The 16573-nt window shown below is 70.1% G+C and carries 16 protein-coding genes; 11 read left to right on the top strand and 5 right to left on the bottom strand.

Features of this window, described 5'->3' with window-relative positions:
- Positions 1 to 123: 123 nt before the first annotated feature.
- Positions 124 to 1464, top strand: coding sequence for a citrate synthase (gene gltA, locus ACWPN7_RS31155; RefSeq protein WP_051658467.1), 1341 nt, complete (start codon positions 124 to 126; stop codon positions 1462 to 1464).
- Between the two features lie 15 nt (positions 1465 to 1479).
- On the opposite strand, the gene ACWPN7_RS31150 is transcribed toward gltA, so the two are convergent.
- Together ACWPN7_RS31150 and ACWPN7_RS31145 are read right to left on the bottom strand one after the other, a co-directional pair.
- Complete coding sequence (locus ACWPN7_RS31150; RefSeq protein ID WP_459197075.1) at positions 1480 to 2343, bottom strand: aldose 1-epimerase family protein; 864 nt, start codon at positions 2341 to 2343, stop codon at positions 1480 to 1482.
- A 22-nt stretch (positions 2344 to 2365) separates the two neighbouring features.
- Positions 2366 to 2992 (bottom strand): MarC family protein, encoded by a 627-nt coding sequence (locus tag ACWPN7_RS31145; RefSeq protein WP_237907691.1) that lies wholly within the window; start codon positions 2990 to 2992, stop codon positions 2366 to 2368.
- 94 nt (positions 2993 to 3086) lie between these two features.
- Here ACWPN7_RS31145 and ACWPN7_RS31140 point away from each other — a divergent pair, with 94 nt between their 5' ends.
- The 10 genes from ACWPN7_RS31140 to ACWPN7_RS31095 all read left to right on the top strand — a co-directional run bounded on the left by ACWPN7_RS31140 (position 3087) and on the right by ACWPN7_RS31095 (position 13450).
- Positions 3087 to 3584, top strand: a complete 498-nt coding sequence (locus ACWPN7_RS31140; RefSeq protein ID WP_247897158.1) for a response regulator transcription factor — start codon at positions 3087 to 3089, stop codon at positions 3582 to 3584.
- A gap of 42 nt (positions 3585 to 3626) precedes the next feature.
- Positions 3627 to 4250, top strand: coding sequence for a chemotaxis protein CheC (locus ACWPN7_RS31135; protein ID WP_198129061.1), 624 nt, complete (start codon positions 3627 to 3629; stop codon positions 4248 to 4250).
- Between the two features lie 90 nt (positions 4251 to 4340).
- Entirely contained in the window at positions 4341 to 6314 is a 1974-nt protein-coding gene (locus tag ACWPN7_RS31130; RefSeq protein WP_040136371.1) for a methyl-accepting chemotaxis protein, read from the top strand.
- A gap of 22 nt (positions 6315 to 6336) precedes the next feature.
- Entirely contained in the window at positions 6337 to 7893 is a 1557-nt protein-coding gene (locus ACWPN7_RS31125) for a chemotaxis protein CheW (protein WP_459197076.1), read from the top strand.
- An 18-nt stretch (positions 7894 to 7911) separates the two neighbouring features.
- Entirely contained in the window at positions 7912 to 9012 is a 1101-nt protein-coding gene (cheB, locus tag ACWPN7_RS31120) for a chemotaxis-specific protein-glutamate methyltransferase CheB (RefSeq protein ID WP_459197077.1), read from the top strand.
- A gap of 60 nt (positions 9013 to 9072) precedes the next feature.
- Positions 9073 to 9690, top strand: a complete 618-nt coding sequence (locus tag ACWPN7_RS31115) for a HEAT repeat domain-containing protein (protein WP_051658469.1) — start codon at positions 9073 to 9075, stop codon at positions 9688 to 9690.
- A complete protein-coding gene (locus ACWPN7_RS31110) occupies positions 9691 to 10581 on the top strand; it encodes a CheR family methyltransferase (RefSeq protein ID WP_459197078.1) in 891 nt (296 codons plus the stop codon).
- Between the two features lie 12 nt (positions 10582 to 10593).
- The gene (locus ACWPN7_RS31105; protein WP_149649056.1) at positions 10594 to 11022 is read left to right on the top strand and encodes a response regulator; all 429 of its coding nucleotides are present in this window, start codon (positions 10594 to 10596) and stop codon (positions 11020 to 11022) included.
- Positions 11019 to 13211: a chemotaxis protein CheA gene (locus ACWPN7_RS31100; RefSeq protein WP_459197079.1), complete on the top strand. Its 2193-nt coding sequence runs from the start codon at positions 11019 to 11021 to the stop codon at positions 13209 to 13211. Before ACWPN7_RS31105 ends, ACWPN7_RS31100 begins: the two co-directional genes overlap by 4 nt.
- The gene (locus ACWPN7_RS31095; RefSeq protein ID WP_040136382.1) at positions 13211 to 13450 is read left to right on the top strand and encodes a hypothetical protein; all 240 of its coding nucleotides are present in this window, start codon (positions 13211 to 13213) and stop codon (positions 13448 to 13450) included. The genes ACWPN7_RS31100 and ACWPN7_RS31095 overlap by 1 nt, the downstream gene beginning before the upstream one ends.
- A 155-nt stretch (positions 13451 to 13605) precedes the next feature.
- Here the strand turns inward: ACWPN7_RS31095 and ACWPN7_RS31090 are convergent, their stop codons facing one another.
- Genes ACWPN7_RS31090 through ACWPN7_RS31080 form a run of 3 tightly spaced genes read right to left on the bottom strand, consistent with a single transcriptional unit; the run spans position 13606 to position 16476 of the window.
- Positions 13606 to 14004, bottom strand: coding sequence for a response regulator (locus ACWPN7_RS31090; protein WP_040136384.1), 399 nt, complete (start codon positions 14002 to 14004; stop codon positions 13606 to 13608).
- Positions 14001 to 15854, bottom strand: coding sequence for a sensor histidine kinase (locus tag ACWPN7_RS31085; protein ID WP_051658472.1), 1854 nt, complete (start codon positions 15852 to 15854; stop codon positions 14001 to 14003). Before ACWPN7_RS31085 ends, ACWPN7_RS31090 begins: the two co-directional genes overlap by 4 nt.
- Complete coding sequence (locus tag ACWPN7_RS31080; protein WP_014242550.1) at positions 15835 to 16476, bottom strand: chemotaxis protein CheC; 642 nt, start codon at positions 16474 to 16476, stop codon at positions 15835 to 15837. The genes ACWPN7_RS31085 and ACWPN7_RS31080 overlap by 20 nt, the downstream gene beginning before the upstream one ends.
- Positions 16477 to 16573: the final 97 nt, after the last annotated feature.

Below are 16573 nucleotides of genomic sequence, written 5' to 3'. Positions count from 1 at the left end.
CGGCCTATGCCCGGCGGGGTGGCATCTATCGGGAGTGCTATTGACGGCACCCCCCATTCATACAGTCTCCTACGTGCAACGAAACAGCGTCACGCCCGATGACGCGTGCATAAGGAGGGGCCGATGGAGAGCAGCAAGGGCCGGCCGGTCTGGCGCGGCGAGGTCAAGCAGGTCGGGACCATCACGGTCACCGACGACACGACCGGAAAAACTGTCAAGCTGCCGCTGCTGGAAGGCGAAACCGGCCCGCGCGCCATCGACGTGCGCAAGCTCTACGCCGAAACCGGCTATTTCACCTTCGACCCCGGCTTCACCTCCACGGCGAGCTGCGAGTCGGCGATCACCTACATCGACGGCGACGAAGGCATCCTCCTGCACCGCGGCTATGCCATCCAGGATCTGGCGGAGAACTGCGATTACCTGGAGGTCTGCCACCTGCTGCTGCGCGGCGAGCTGCCGAATCCGCAGCAGAAGGAGGAGTTCGAGCGCACCATCACCTACCACACCATGGTGCACGAGCAGTTGAGCCGCTTCTACAGCGGGTTCCGCCGCGACGCGCACCCCATGGCGGTGATGTGCGGGGTGACCGGCGCCCTGTCGGCCTTCTACCACGACTCGACGGACATCCTCGACCCGCGCCAGCGGATGATCGCCGCGCACCGGCTGATCGCCAAGATGCCGACGATGGCCGCCATGGCCTACAAATACTCGGTCGGCCAGCCCTTCATGTATCCGCGCAACGACCTCAGCTACGCGGAAAACTTCCTCTACATGACCTTCGGGACGCCGTGCGAGACCTGGAAGGTCGATCCGGTCCTGGCCCGCGCCATGGACAAGATCTTCATCCTGCACGCCGACCACGAGCAGAACGCCTCGACCTCCACGGTGCGGCTGGCCGGCTCGTCGCACGCCAACCCCTTCGCCTGCATCGCCTCGGGCATCGCGGCGCTGTGGGGGCCGGCCCACGGCGGCGCCAACGAGGCCGTGCTGCTGATGCTGGAGGAGATCGGTTCGGTTGAGCGCATCCCCGAATTCATCAAGCGCGCCAAGGACAAGAACGATCCCTTCCGCCTGATGGGCTTCGGCCACCGGGTCTACAAGAACTACGACCCGCGCGCCAAGATCATGCGCCAGACCTGCTACGAGGTGCTGGACGTGCTGGGCATCAAGGACGAGCCGCACCTCGCCATCGCCATGGAGCTGGAGAAGATCGCACTGGAGGACCCCTACTTCGTCGAGAAGAAGCTGTATCCGAACGTCGACTTCTATTCCGGCATCATCCTGAAGGCGATGGGCTTCCCGACCAGCATGTTCACCGTGCTGTTCGCGCTGGCCCGCACCGTCGGCTGGATTTCCCAGTGGCAGGAGATGATCGAGGACCCGCAGCAGAAGATCGGGCGTCCCCGCCAGCTCTACACCGGCAATCCGGGCCGCCCCTTCGTTCCGCTGAACAAACGCGGCTGACGGAACGCCGGTCCCTTACCCCACGGCGATGCGGTAGCTCAGCTCCCGCGTCGCTCCGGGGGCGATGTGCAGCAGCCCCGGCTTGTCCGCGAACTCCCCGTCGAACTCCGCCGGGGAGGCGTGGCCGTGCCAGGGCTCGATGCACAGGAAGGGCGCGCCGGTCGGCTTGGACCAGATGCCCAGTTCCCGGAAGCCGTCCCAGGAGACGGTGAGGACCGGGGTGCCGGGCGCGCCGTAGCGGACGGAACGGCTGGCCGGCCGGTCGAGGATCACCGCGTCCCGCGTGAACAGCCCCTCGTTCAGCGCCAAGCGGCGGCCCTCGATGGGCGTCGGCTCGGGCCGCGGCGCCAGCAGGCCGCCCTCGACGCGGCGGATCGCCGCGGGCTCGTCGGTTTCGAACAGAAGCTCATGCGCCTCCTTCGGAACGCCGTCCTGCAACGGCCAGAGGAAGGCCGGATGCACGCCGAGCGAGGCGGGCAGCGTCTCATCGCCTGGATTGGTGATGCGGTGGCGGATGGTCAGCCCGTCCGCGTCCAGCTCGAAAATCAGCTCCAAACGGAAGGCGAAGGGATAAAACGCGCGGGTCTGCGCATCGTCGGACAGCGACAGGCGGCAGCGGGTAGGCGCGTGCTCCTCCCAGGCGAAGCGGCGGTCGCGGGCGAAGCCGTGCTGCGTCATGCGGTAGGTCCGTCCCTGGTGGCGCAACGTGTCGTCCTTCAGCCGGCCGACGATGGGGAACAGCACCGGCGCGTGGCGCGGCCATTCCGGACCGGCCTGCCAGAGCAGCTCCCGCCCGTCGAGGGACAGCGAGCACAGCTCCGCCCCGTCGGCCTTGATCGCGGCGCCGAGGCGTCCGTTGCTGAGCGTGTGCCGGTCCATGGGGCTGCGTCCTTTGCGGAGATCAGTGGGGCGGATAAACGGCGGTGATGCCTTCGATGATCGTCTGGGCGGCCAGCGCCGCCAGGACGATGCCCAGAACGCGGCTGACCGTGTGGATCACCGTGCGTCCAAGCAGCTTGTTCACCAGATCGGCGACGACCAGCAGCGCCATGACGCTGCCCACGGCGACCGCGGCGGCTCCCAGAACCATGCCCTGACCGCCCAGCGTCGCGCCGTAGCGGTCCATCAGCAGCAGTGTCGAGGTGATGGCGCCCGGCCCGGCGATCAACGGGATCGCCAGCGGGAAGACGGCGAGGTCGTGAGCCTCCTCCTCCGTCCGGGCGTCGTCGGCGGTGCGCTCCTTGCGCTCGGCCCGGCGCTGGAACAGCATTTCGAAGGCGATCCAGAACAGCAGCGCGCCGCCGGCGATGCGGAAGGCCGGCATGCCGATGGACAGGGCGCTCAGCACCAACTCGCCCAGATAGGCGAAGAAGACGATGATGGCGAAGCTGATCAGCGGGCCGCGCAGGGCGATGGTCCGCTTGCGCCGGCTGTCGAAGCCGCGGGTGAGGCCGAGATAGATCGGAACCAGCCCGATCGGATCGACCACGACGAGAAACACCACGAGCGCGCTGATGAAATCTTCCACGGACGGAACCCCGGACGGCATGACCCTGTTGGCCCACCTTCTGTTAGCAAAGCCACCACGGGCGGCCAAGGGGAGGCGCGCCGAAAAACGCTGATTGCGGACCTCAATCCATGCTGGCGCGCAGCGTGGCGACGGTTATAATCGCTTCACAATTCAAATTTTCTCTCCTCCCGGAGCACAGGCGTTGAGCAAGACCGTAATCGTCGTGGACGACAGCAAGCTGTCCCGCATGCATGTCCGCGGCATAATACTTCGGAACAAGCCGGATTGGACGGTCATCGAAGCGGCGAACAGCGCTGAACTTTATGGAAAACTCGACGAAAGTGATATCCATATCGCCATAATCGACTTCAACATGCCGGGCGACAACGGCCTGGAGGCCGCCGCCCGCCTGCTGCAGGCGAAGCCGGACATCCGCGTCGCCATCATCACGGCCAACGCCCAGGATTCGGTGGTGTCCGGCATCCGCGCGCTGGGTGCCGCCTTCATGCCCAAGCCGCTGGAGGAGGAGCAGATGGCCCGGTTCCTCACCGCCGCCAGCCTGCCGCGCCGGCCGTCGCCCGCTGATGGCGCCGGTGGAGGCGCCGGTTGACCGGAACGGTCCGGCCGGCGCGCGCCGATGGACCCGATCCCCATGAGGTTTGAGCTGGACGATCTGGAACATGATGCGCTGACGGAGCTGGGAAACATCGGCGTCGGCCGGGCGTCCACGGCGCTCAGCCGGATGATCGGCGGGCCGGTGGAACTCTCCGTGCCGATGGTCAGCCTCGTTCCCGGGGACCGGGTCTCCGGCCTGCTTCGGTCGGCGCTGCCGGGGGCGCTGATCGCGGTGACGGAGTGCCTGTCCGGCACCTTCCTCGGCTCGGCGATTCTGCTGATGCCGGAACGCAGCGGCCTGCCTCTGGCCGCCGCCGCGCTGCCGCCCGGCGTCCCCAAGGAAGACGCGGTGGAGCTGGTGGAGGAGGTGCTGGCCGAGGTTGGCAACATCGTGCTGAACAGCTGCCTGTCCTCCATGGGGAATCTCCTGGGCGTCGCGGTCGGCACCACCCTGCCGCAGGTCTTGCGCGGCGTGGGGGATGATCTCCTGGAACGCTGCGGCGTCGCCCTGACGGCGGAGGCGCAGGCCATCCTGTTCCACGTCACCTTCCGGACGCCGCCCCACGACGTCGAGGGAACCGTCGTTCTGGCGCTCGACGCCGGATCGGCGATGGAGCTGAAGGCGGCCATCGGGCGCTACATCGGCCGGGTGCTGGCCTGAGGGCGGGCAACCGCCGGCAACGAACGCAAGCCAATCAACAAGAGCCACCGCCAGAGAAACACGGGCTCGCGGGGCAAGGGGTTTTGAATCATGGCTTTGGTCAAGAAGAAGCGGATCGACACGGCGAACGCCTCCCGCAACGCGGACATCGGCGAGGACACGGTGGCGCTTCCCGATGACGCCGCACTCCCCGGCCAGCCCGACAACGCCCTGTCGACCCGTCGAGCGGCGGAGGTGCGGCGGCGCGCCCGCGCCGGGAACCGGCGGCGCAAGGCCGCGGAAGGAATCGCCGCGGCGGCGAACGAGCTTGCCAGCGGCGTGACCCAGGCCGCCGCCGCCGCCGAGGAACTGCGCAAGGCGATGGAGCAGGTGGCCGCCGGTGCGGAGGAGGCGGCCAGCGCCACCCAGCAGTCGCAGCGGATGATCGACCGCAGCGCCAGCCTGATCGGGCGGGCGCGCGGCAACGCCGAATCCTCGCTGTCGCGGATCGAGGCGCTGCAGGCGCTGATGAAGGAGGTCAGCGGGCAGATCCTCACCTCCGTCGATGGGCTGGTCCGCGCCGCCACGCGGCAGGAGGCCGCCGTCGCCCTGGTCCGCGATCTGGAGCGGCAGGCGGCGGAGATCGGCACCATCGTCGAGGGGGTGGCGGTCATGGCCGACCAGACCAACCTCCTGGCCCTGAACGCCGCCATCGAGGCCGCGCGCGCAGGCGACGCCGGGCGCGGCTTCGCCGTGGTGGCCGACGAGGTGCAGGCCCTCGCCGAGCGCTCCGAACGCTCCGCCAACGAGATCAACCGCATGGTCGCGGAGATCCAGAAGGCGGTGGGCGCCATCGCCGAGAGCATCGTGGCCGGCGCGGACGCGTCCAAGGCGGAGGTGGAGCGGGGCCGCCAGATCGCCGGCCAGCTCGACCGGGTGCGCGACGGCATGGGGGACATCGCCCGCGGCGCCCAGGAGACCATCAAGGCCGCGCTGGAAGCCGATTCCGCCGGGCGGGAGGCGCAGCGCGGCGCCGAGAGCGTGGCCTCCGCCGCGGAGGAGCAGGCGGCGGCGAGCGAGGAGGCGCTGAAGACGGTCGGCGAGCAGGCCAAGGCGCTGGCCCAGAGCGAGCAGGCCGCCGGTCAGTTGTCCGATCTGGCCGACGAGCTGACCGGCACCACCGACGTCCACCGCGCCGCCGGTGATCTCGCCTCCGCCGCCGAGCAGCTCTCCGCCGCCATTGAGGAGATCAACCGCGCCGCCGCCCAGATCATGGCGGCGATCACCCAGATCTCCCGCGGCGCCCAGGCCCAGGGGGCGGCGACCCACCAGTCGAGCAGCGCCATCGCGGAGATCGAGGCCAGCGCCCGGCTCGGCCACAGCCGCGCCGAGGAGGCGCTGCAACGCTGCGTCGGCCTGGAGGCGCTGCTGTCCGAGACGCAGGACATGGTGGGCGCCCTGACCGCCGGGGTGGGCGAGGCGGTGGCCGCCAGCCGCCGCACTGTGGAGCGCATCGGCGCCATGGAGCAGATCGGTCGACGCATCGACAAGGTGGTCGACGCCATCTCGATCATCGCTATCCAGACCGGCATGCTGGCGGTCAGCGGTTCCATCGAAGCGGCGCGGGCCGGGGAGTTCGGGCGCGGCTTCACCGTCGTCAGCAACGACATCCGCAACCTCGCCCGCGACAGCTCGGAGAATGTTGAGCGGGTGAAGGACATCGTCCACGCCATCCAGGACCAGATCGGGCGAGTCCGCCGCGACATCGAGGACATCGGGAGCGAGACGGCGCGCCAGTCCCTGCGCCACCAGGAGTTCGCCGGCAGCCTCGCCGCCTCCATCGCCGACCTGCGCACCGTGACCTCCGGCAGCCGCGAGATCGTCGAGAACGCCGGTGAGGTGCAGCGCGCCGTGGCGGAGGCGCAGAAGGGCGTGGAGCAGGTCGCCGCCGCGGCCAACCAGGCCAACCGCTCGGCCAACGAAGCGGCCAAGGCCGCGCGGGAGCAGGCCAAGGGAGCCGAGGAACTGGCCGCCGCCATCGAGGAGATCGCGGCCATGGCCGAAGAACTGCAAGGGGCCGGCTGACCGGCCGGCGGGGAGACGACCCATGGCCGCGATCATCCGCCGCGACGGCGTGCGTTCCTTCGTCCTCTTCACGGTCGGCGGCATGGGGTTGGCCCTGCCGCTGGACAACGTGCTGGAAATCCTGCGCCCGCCCGCCCTGGTGCCGATCCCGCTGGGGCCGCCCAGCCTGGAAGGACTGGCCCGGCGGCGCGGCGCCGTGCTGCCGGTCATCGGGCTGCGCCGGGTCCTGGGCCTTGCCAAGGCCGGGGAGGGTGGACCCGATGACGGGGAGGCGAAGGCGGCGCGGCTGCTGATCCTCCGCCACAACGGCCAGCCGGTCGGCCTGCTGGTGGACCGCGTGTCGGGCCTGTCCGCCGTGGACGAGGACCGCATCGCCAACTCCGCGACGGCGCCCGATCCGTCCATCGACGCCGATCTTTTGGCCGGTGCCATCCTGGCCGGAGACGGGGCCGTGAGGGACGGTGCCCTGATCCTCAACCCCGGCCCGCTGATCGAGCGCCAGTTCGCCGACCTTGGGCGGGGGCCGGCGGGAAGCGCCGATTTCAGCGCGGCGCCCCAGCCGAAGACCGTTGCCGCGGTGAGCCAGGACGAGGAACAACTCGTCGTCCTCACCGTTGCGGAACAGGAGTTCGCGTTGCCCGTGGCGGCGGTGCGGGAGGTCGTTCCGGTTCCCGAGACGGTGATCCGCGTCCCCCGCGCCCGCCCTCATCTTCTGGGCATGATGACGCTGCGCGACGGGCTGCTTCCCCTGGTCGGGCTGCGGGAGCTGTTCGGGCTCGACGCCGCGCTCGATGCCACGGCTGATCGGGGTCGTGGCAAGGTGGCCGTCCTGCGCACCGCGGAGGGGCTGGTCGGTGTGGCGGTGGAGGATGTGCGGGAAATCCTGCGCGTTCCCCGCGAACGGATCGACCCGGTGCCGCCGCTGATGGCGCGGGAGGCGGAGTTCGAGGATATGGACGGCATCGCGCGGCTGGACGGCGGCGCGCGGCTGATCCCGGTCCTGTCGGCGGAACGGCTGTTCCGTCATGGCGCGGGCAACGGCGCCGGGGTGGGCATCCATGCCCAAGGGCGCGAAGGAGAGGCGGCTGTGGCGACGGAAGCGGAGGCGGAGCGGGCGGAGGCCTTCGTGGTGTTCCGGCTGGCCGGGGCGGAATACGGCCTGCCGGTCGCGGCGGTGCAGGAGGTGCTGCGTCAGCCCGACGCCGTGACCCCGCTGCCCAACGCGCCGGACTTCGTCAGCGGCGTGACGACCCTGCGCGGGGGCGTCCTACCGCTGGTCGCGCTGCGCCGCCTGCTGCGCCTGCCGGAGGAGCGGGAGGCCGGCGGCGATCGGGGCCGCGTGGTGGTGATCGCCGCGGGGGCGGCCCGCGCCGGGCTGCTGGTGGACGGCATGGCCGGAATCGTCCGAATCCCGGACGGCGCCATCGGGCCGGCCCCCGTCGTGTCGCAGGCCCAGCACCGGCTGATCCGCCGAATCGGCGCGCTGGAGAGCGCCGCGGAACGGCGGATGATCCTGCTGATGGACCCGGCGGAATTGCTGGATATGGACCAGCTCGCCGACCTGCTGGCCACCGTCTGATCGGAAGGTGGTCCCGTCATGCTGAAGGTCCTGGTCGTCGATGATTCGGCGCTGATGCGGCGGCGCATCGGCGACATCCTCTCGTCCGCCGGCTTCGTGGTGGAGACCGCCGCCGACGGGGCGGAGGCGCTGGAACGGCTGCCCGGCTTCGATCCGGATGTGGTGACCCTGGACGTCACGATGCCCGGCATGGACGGCCTCGCCTGCCTGAAGCGCATCATGATCGAGCATCCCAAGCCGGTGGTGATGGTCTCGGCCCTGACCGCGGACGGGGCGGAGGTGACGCTGGAGGCCCTGCGGCTGGGGGCGGTGGAGGCTGTGCGCAAGCCGTCGGGGGTCGGCGCCATCGCCGGCATCGCCGAGGAGTTGGTCGCCACCGTGCGGGCTGCCGCCGGATCGCGCCCGCGTCGGGTGCTGGGGCTGCGGGAGCGGTTGCGCCGGGCGCGCGAGCGCATCGTCGGGGAGGACTTCCTGGCGGACGCTCCCCTGTCCAAGCCGCGGACCGTGGCCGACGGTGACGAGGACGGCGGCAGGCCGGGTGAGGGGCTGGTGCTGATCGGCGTGTCCACCGGCGGGCCGCGCACGCTGGAGGACATCCTGCCGCTTTTGCCGGCGGATTTTCCCTGGCCGGTGGTGGTGGTCCAGCACATGCCCGCCAGCTTCACCGGGCCGCTGGCCCGCCGCCTCGACACCATCTCCGCCGTGACGGTGGTGGAGGCCGCGACGGCCACCGCGCTCCAGCCGGGGATGGCGTGCATCGCGCGCGGCGGCGCCGACCTGCAGATCGTCCGGCGCGGCGGGCGGCTCTACGCCCAGCCCGTCCCGGCGGACGAGCGGCGGAGCTGGCATCCCAACGTGGATCGGCTGGTCGAGAGCGCCCTGCGCGCCGTGGCACCGTCACGGCTGATCGGCGTTCTTTTGACGGGCATGGGGTCGGACGGGGCGGTCTCGATGGCGGAACTGCGCCGCCAGGGTGGGCGCACCATCGCGGAGGCCGAGTCCAGCGCCGTCGTGTTCGGCATGCCGCAGGAGCTGATCCGCCGCGGCGGCGCCGACATGGTGCTGCCGTCCGACCGGGTGGCCCAGCAGGTGACGCGGTGGGTGATGGCCGCCGAATGATGGCCAGCAATGATGGCTGGTGGGTGATGAAATGAACGCGACAGGCGTGGTGGAGGCGGCATGGCCCTGGTGAAGGCCCGGAAGATCGACGGAGCGAAGCCGGCGGGCGCCGCGGAGGGCGGCGATCCGCTGGCGTGGCTGGAGGACGCCGACCCGGCCCGGCGGCGTCAGGCCGCCCACGCGCTCGGCGAGCGCCCCGACGCCGTTCCCGCCCTGTCCGCGAGGCTGGCGCGCGAGGAGGACCCGAGCGTCCGCGAAACCCTCCTCACCGCCCTGGTCCGCACCGGCACCGCGGCCGCGGCGGCGGCGCTGCTTCCCCATCTGGCGAGCGAGGACGTCGGGCTGCGCAACGGTGTGATCGAGAGCCTCCAGCAGATGCCCGCCGCCGTGGTGATGCCGGAGGTCGCGCCGCTGCTGACCGCCGCGGATTCGGACCTGCGCATCTTCGCGGCCCAGCTCGTGGGCAAGCTGCCCCATCCGGACCGGCTGGACCTGCTGGCCGGGGTGATCGACCGCGACCCGCATGTCAACGTCTGCCTGTCCGCGGTGGAGGCGTTGATGGAAAGTGGCGATCCCGCGGCTCTGCCAGTCGTGGAGCGGCTGTCCGTGCGCTTTCCGGACGATCCCTTCGTCGCTTTTTCCGTCGATGCGGCGCGCCGCCTGTTTTCCGGAGCCTGAATGAGCCTGCCTTCGGACAAGGGGCCTTCGGATAAGGGGCCTTCGGACAAGGGGGACACCGCCGGCCTGAACGCCGCGGATTACGACGCCTTCTGCCGGTTCTTGCGGGAACGCACCGGCCTGTCCTTCACCGAGGCCAAACGCTATTTCGTCGACCGCCGGGTGTCGGAGCGGATGGCGGCGGTCGGCGTGGAGCATTTCCGCCAGTACCTGAATCTGCTGCGGTACCAGGCGTCGGGGGAGGAGTTGCAGCTTCTCGTCAACCGGATGACGGTGAACGAGACCTATTTCTTCCGCGAACTTTACCAGCTCGACTGCCTGGTGAACGAGGCGCTGGACGAGGTGGTGCGCGGGCGCGCGCCGGGCAGCCGGGTGCGCATCTGGTCGGCCGGCTGCGCCACCGGGGAGGAGCCCTATTCCATCGCCATCACGCTGCTGGAGCGTTGGAGCCGGGTGGATGAGTTCGAGATCGAACTCTACGCCTCCGACATCGACAGCCAGGTGCTCGCCCGCGCGCGGGAGGGCATCTACGAGGAGCGGTCGCTTCAGGCGATGCCGCGCGATCTCATCGCCAAATACTTCACCCGGCTGGACGACCGGAGCTGGCAGATCATGGAGGAGTTGCGGGATTCCATCGACTTCTCGCTGGTGAACATCGCCGATCCGCGGCAAATGGCGAATTTCCGTGGCATGGATGTCATCTTCTGCCGCAATCTGCTGATCTATTTCGACGATCTGGGGCGGCGCGAGGCGGCGTCGATGTTCTACGACGCGCTGTCGCCCAACGGGTTCATCTGCCTCGGCCATTCGGAAAGCATGAGCCGGATGTCCTCGCTCTTCGTGCCGCGCCGGTTCCCCGACGCCATCCTCTATCAGAAGCCCCAGAGTTAAGGAGGCCGTGCGGTGACCGACCGACCCAATCCCCAACCCGGCGTCCCCCAACCCCGAGTCCTCGTGGTGGACGACGCCGTGACCGTCCGGGCCTACACCCGGCAGGTTCTGGAAACCGACGGCTTTCGGGTCGACGAGGCGGTGAACGGCATCGACGGGCTGGAGCATGCGCTGGCGTCCACGCCGGACCTATTGATCGTCGACATCAACATGCAGAAGATGGACGGCTACACCATGCTGCGCCGCCTGCGGCAGGAGCAGACCCTGCGCGACGTGCCGGCGATCATGATCAGCACCGAATCCAAGGACAGCGACCGCGAGAAGGCGCTGCTCGCCGGGGCCAACTGGTATTTCGTGAAGCCGGTGCGTCCCGCCGACCTGACGGCCGCCGCCCGCCTGCTCACCGGGCGGCGCCAAGCCGGTGAAGAGGGGCGGTCATGAGCGCGTTGTTCGAGCAGTTCGTCCTGGAATCGCGGGAGTTGCTGGAGGCGGCGGGCGCCGCCCTGCTGCGGCTGGAGCGCGACCCGACCGACAAGGCCGCGATCAACGACCTGTTCCGCGCGCTGCACACGCTGAAGGGCGCCACCGCGCTGTTCGACATGGCGCCCTTCACCCGCATGGTCCATGCCGGCGAGGACGCGCTGATGGCCGTGCGCGACGGACGCGCCAGCATGAGCGGCGAACTGGCCGACCGGCTTCTGGAACTGCTGGACATCGGCGCGGCGTGGGTCGATGGGCTGGAGTTCAGCCAGTCCCTTCCCGACGGCGCCGACGCCCGCGCGCAGGAGCAGGAGGCGGGGCTCCGCGCCGCCCTCGGCGGGCCGGCGGCCGCCGCGGGCGGCGGTACGCCCGCCGGCTTCGCCTGGGTGGACGAGCTGACGGAGTCCGACCGGGCCAAGGCCAGCGGGCGCACCGTCACCGCCATTGCCTACGACCCTGCGGAGGACTGTTTCTTCGCTGGGGACGACCCGCTCGACCTGTGCCGCCGCATTCCCGATCTGCTGCTGCTGCGCATCGAGTCCGCCGGGGCGTGGCCGCCGCTGACGGACCTCGACCCCTACCGCTGCACCCTGCGCTTCCGCGCGCTGAGCGGGGCGCCGAAGGACGAGGTGACGCGCCTGTTCCGTGGCGTTCCCGATCAGGTGTCCCTTGCTACGGTCGTGATACCCGCGCCGGCCGAGCCGGCAGTCCCCGCCGCTCCGGTAAGTCTCGCCACGGCCATGCTGCGGGAGCAGTCGCGCATCCTCGGCCTGCCCGGCAGCGACGAGGAATCTGCGGCCCGCCGGGCGGCGGTGCTGCGGGCGGTGCGCAACATCCTCACCGCCGAGGGACGGGATGCCGAAGGAGCGGTGCTGGAGCGGGCCGCCGAAGGCCCGACGGACGCGCTCATCCGATGCCTCGCGTCCTTGGCGGACGGCCCGGCTGCGGCGCCGGCGGAGCCCGCCGCTCCGGCCGCCTCGGCGCGGCGGGCGCTGCGGGTGGACGCGGAGCGCATGGACCGGCTGATGGCACTGGTCGGCGAACTGGTCGTCGCCAAGGGAAGCCTGCCCTATCTCGCGCGCGAGGCGCAGGAGGGGCGGAGCGCCGACGCGCTGGCCCAGGGCATCAAGGAAGCCCATGGCCGCATCGATTCCATCGTCGGCGACCTGCAGGACGCGGTGCTGCGGCTGCGGCTGCTGCCGCTGTCGCGCGTCTTCGACCCGCTGCCCCGGCTGGTCCGCGACACCGCGCGGCGGCTCGGCAAGCCGGTCGAGCTGCACCTCTCCGGCGGCGAGACGGAGGCCGACAAGGACATTCTCGACATCCTGGGCGAACCGTTGCTGCACCTCGTCCGCAACGCCCTGGACCATGGCGTCGAGCCGCCGGATCGCCGCCGCGCCGCCGGCAAGCCGGAGGTGGCGGCGCTCCGCGTCCAGGCCTTTCAGGACAGCGGCGGCGTGGTGGTGGAGGTCTCCGACGACGGGGCGGGCATCGACGCCGCGGCGGTGCGCCGCAAGGCGGTGGCCCAGGGCACCCTGACCGCGGAGCAGGCGGCGGCCCTGACCGAGGCCGAGGCGCTGCGCCTGATCCTCCTGCCGGGACTCAGCACCTCGGACACCGTGTCGGATCTGTCGGGCCGCGGGGTGGGGATGGACGCCGTGCGCAGCGCGGTGGAACAGGCGGGAGGACGGGTAGACGTCGCCTCGACCCCCGGCGTCGGGACGCGCTTCCGCCTCATCCTGCCGCTGACGATGATGGTCACCCGGCTGGTGACGGTGGAGACGGCCGGCGCGCTCTATGGTTTTCCGGTCACGCTGGTCACCGGCATGCAGCGCGTTCCCCACGGCGCGATCCGCCGCATGAAGCACGCGGAGAGCGTCGTCGTCCAGGACGCGGTGGTGCCGCTTCTGCGGCTGCGCCGCCTGCTCAACCTGCCGGAGGACGAGCGGGAACGCAGCGGGGAGGCGGTGCTTCTGCTGGACCTCGGCGGGCAGCCGATGGCGCTGGTCGTGGATGCCTTCCGGGAGCGCGCCGAGGTGGTTCTGAAGCCGATGACCGGGCTGCTCGCCCGGTTGCGCGGCTACGCCGGCACTGCGGTGCTCGGCGACGGGCGCCTTCTGCTCGCCCTCAACCTGCGGGAACTGGTGTGATGCCCATTCGTTTCGAAGACCGCACCGCCCGTTTCGAGGGCGCCTGCACGGTGGAAGAGGCAATCCCGCTGGCCGAATGGCTGTGTGCCGTGTCACAGCCCCGGCTGGACCTCGGCGGCTGCACCGCCCTGCACACCGCCTTGCTTCAGGTGCTGCTAGCGGCAGGCAAGCCGGTCGCGGTGCCGCCGGAGGACGCCTTCCTGAAGGGCTGGGTGATGCCGGTGCTGGGCAAGCGGTAGCGCGTGAACCGTTTTCGCCTCCCGCGCCGGTGGCGGACGGCGCTTAAAGCGGATTGCAATCCGCTTTGGACCGCGGCGGCGGTCCCGGTCGCACATGCGACCGGAGCCCGCCGGCGAATGAGGCGATATGAGTCTAAAGCGAACGGAAGTTCGCTTTAGGAGAACAGCTCCATCGTGTCGGGGACCTTGGTGGGCGTCCGCCCGGCCAGGATGGCGCTGACCACCTCGACCGCGGAGACCAGCGAGGTCTGCGAGAAGGGCTTGGGCAGGCAGCCAACCCCGTATTCGCGCGTCGGCTCCACCTCCTCGCGGTAGGAGGTGACGAACAGGCAGGGGATGCCCAGCGCGGTCATCCGGCGGGCCGCGTCGATGCCGCTGGAGCCCTGGGCGAGATGAATGTCCACCAGGGCCAAGTCCGGCTTGACCTCCTGCGCCAGGATCAGCGCCTTTTCGCTGGTGGAGGCCGGCCCGTGCACCTCGTGCCCGGCGGATTCCAGATAGAAGCTCTGCTCCATGGCGATGAGGACCTCGTCCTCGACGAGTAGGATCTTCATCCGTTCCACTCCGCCGCGCTGTCTTCCAGGATGGGGCCGCGTACTTCCGGCATGGTCAGCGCGATGCGGAAGGAGGTGCCCCGTTCCACCGGCATCAGCGCGACCGTCGCCCCGACCTGACCGGTCAGGCTGGTGATCAAGCGCATGCCGAGGCTGCGCGACCGGCGCATGTCGAACCCGGCGGGAAGGCCGGGTCCCTGATCGGTCACGGTCAGAGCCAGCAAGTCGCCGGCCCGGTCGAGCGACACCAGGACGTTGGCGGGCGTGGACCCGCGGTGCTTGATGGCGTTGGTGATCAGCTCGTTGGCGATCAGCCCCAGCGGTGCCGCCTGATCGATGGGCAGGTCGACGCGCTCGGCCCGCACCTCGATGGAGCCCAGCGTGTCGCCGCCCGACGCGCGGGACAGGTCGGCGCACAGCTCGTTCAGGTAACTGCCGAACTCGATGGTCTGGAACTGTTCGGTCTGGTAGAGCCGGCTGTGCACCCGCGCGATGGCGTCGATGCGGCTGCGGGCGTCCTGGAAATGGACCCGCTCGGCGGCGCCCGGCAGGCTCATGGTCTGGAGCGTGAGCAGGCTGGACACGAGCTGGAGGCTGTTCTTCACCCGGTGGTTCACTTCGCGCAGCAGGGTGGACTTCTGGCCCACTAGCTTGCGCAGCGCCGCTTCCATCGACTTGATCTCGGTGACGTCGATGTGCATCAGCACCGCCCCGCCGAAGGGGCCGGCGGCCATCGGCGCGGAGAGGCAGCGGTACCAGCGCGGACCGGCGTCGGACAGGCCCGGATATTCGATGGACACCGGCGACCCGCCGCGCAGCAGGCCGCGCAGCCCCTCGATCAGCGCGTCGGCATGCTCCGCCCCGCTGCGGGTGGCGGCGCAGGCCTCCAGATAGTCGTCGCCGATCGCCGAGCCGTCGCCGAGGAAGCCGGCCTGCGGCCCGCTTTCCGACCAGGCCTTGTTGACCGAGATGATGTGCCCGCCATGGTCGAGAACGGCGATGTGCGCCGGCAGCGCGTCGAGCGTGGCCTTGGTCTGCTCGGCGAGTTGGCGCATGGCGAGCGCGTTGGCCTTCAGCTCCTCGCGGGTGCGGCGGCGCTCGGTGATGTCGCGCAGGACGCCGGTGATGAAGCTCCGCCCCTCCGACTCCCAGCGGGCCAGCGAAACCTCCAGGTCGATGCGGGTGCCGTCGCGCTTGCGCCCGATCAGTTCCACGGGAGCCGGCCGCCCGGCCGGGTCGCGTTCCAGCAGGCCGGACCAGTCGGGGGAGCCTTCGGCGAGGAACAGGCTGACATGTTGGCCCATCAGCTCGTTGGACTGGAAGCCGAACTGCAGGGCCGCGGCGCCGTTGGCCCATTGCACGACGCCGCGCGTGTCGGTGGTGACGATGGCGTCGGGGGCGGTGTCCACGATGGCGCGGTAGCGCGCGTCGCGCTGCTCGCGCAGGACCCGCTCCCGGTTGACCACGGCGGTGACGTCGGTCACCTGGATCAGGCAGTAGGAGGCGTTGGCGACGGTGAAGGGACGGATCAGCACGTTGTGGACCATCCGCCGCCCGTCGGCGCAGCGCAGCGGGAACAGCACCGGGTTCAGCGTGTGGGACAGGACACTGGGCGCCCCGGTTTCCAGCACGTCGCGCACCGCGTTGTGCAGCCGCGTGTCGCGCAGGGACGGCAGGGCCTCCACCAGTTCTCGCCCGTGGATGTCGGGCTCGGGGGTGCCCGACGCCCTTTCCATCCAGCGGTTCCAGAACTGCACGCGGCCATGGCGGTCCAGCACGACGATGCCGGCGTCCATCGCGTCGAGAAGGCCGTCCAGCCAGGGCATGCGTTTAAACTCGGTCGGTTCCATCGGGCGTTCCGGAGGCGATGCGGTCGATGAATCCATGGATCAGTCCCTTCAGCGACTCCAGAGACGACAGTCCCATGAGCAACGCGATGTAGCCGCGAATGCTCCGGCTGCGGATCAGGAAGTCGATGTAGAGGAACATCACCAGCTCGTCGGGGTTGGGCCCGTTGCTTTGGAAGATGCGGTCGCTGTCACCGCGCAACACGCTGGGCAGCGAGATGTCCAGATTGTCCTTCAACGTGTTGGCCATCACGACCAAGCAACCATTGAGGATGATGTTGCCGATCTCCGCAAGCGCGTCCTGCTCCAGATCGACGATTTCCTCCAGGCTCAGCTCGCTGCCAAGGACGGCGCGGGCCAGCTCCAGGCTGTTGGTCTCGGGGAAGATCAACAGGGCGCGGCCGGAAAAGGACCCGTCGAAACGCTGCTCGACCGCGACGAGGCTCATTTTCTCGCGCGCGGCCAGAAGGCCGGCGGCGTCGTTGCGGCTGACGATCTCGATCGAGGGAACCGACAGCAGGACCTGATCGGCGACCATGCGGCTGAGGTTGGTCGCGGCACGGCCGACGCCCATGTTCACCAGCTCGGTCAGCGCGTCGCGCTCGAGGTCGCTCAGATCAACCATGCACCGACGCTCCCGTTTTCATGGACACGCCGGTGCACCGGCGCCCCCGGGCACAGTGCGACAGGAATGCCGTCAAAGTCTCCCCCGACAACGGCAT

This window comes from Azospirillum sp. UENF 312511 (assembly GCF_058780635.1).
Note: the sequence above shows the minus strand (reverse complement) of the source record. Positions and strands in the feature narration are given on the sequence as shown.